A 549-nucleotide genomic window follows, 5' to 3' on the forward strand; every position below is an offset into this window, starting at 1 on the left:
TGACAGGGGTTTACAATCCGAAGACCTTCATTCCCCCACGCGGCGTCGCACCATCAGGGTTGCCCCCATTGTGAATGATTCTCGACTGCTGCCACCCGTAGGTGTCTGGACCGGGTCTCAGTTCCAGTGTGGCCGGACATCCTCTCAGACCGGCTACCCGTCATCGCCTTGGTGAGCCGTTACCTCACCAACTAACTAATAGGCCGCGAGCCCATCTCCTAGCGCATTGCTGCTTTGATCTTTCAATCGTATGCGGTATTAATCCCGGTTTCCCAGGGCTATCCCCCACTAAGAGGCAGGTTACTCACGTGTTACTCACCCGTGCGCCACTAGAGAATTATTAGCAAGCTAGCAATTCTCCCGTTCGACTTGCATGTCTTATCCACGCCGCCAGCGTTCGTTCTGAGCCAGAATCAAACTCTCCATCAAATATAATTTTTGAAATTGCTGGACCAAATGGAATCTCTCGATTTCATTTGCGCCATGCTTCGCAAGCTCTTCACTCGGGTTTGTCTCCCTCGTGCCTCCTCGCTTATACCAGCACGGCGC

At 53.0% G+C, this 549-nt stretch carries 1 rRNA gene; it reads right to left on the reverse strand.

Annotation, left to right across the window (positions count from 1 at the left end):
• Positions 1–429: ribosomal RNA gene (locus ACFFUV_RS24255) — 16S ribosomal RNA — on the reverse strand; the annotation flags it as partial.
• Positions 430–549: the final 120 nt, after the last annotated feature.

Source organism: Vibrio olivae (genome assembly GCF_042428525.1).
Lineage (GTDB): Bacteria > Pseudomonadota > Gammaproteobacteria > Enterobacterales > Vibrionaceae > Vibrio > Vibrio olivae.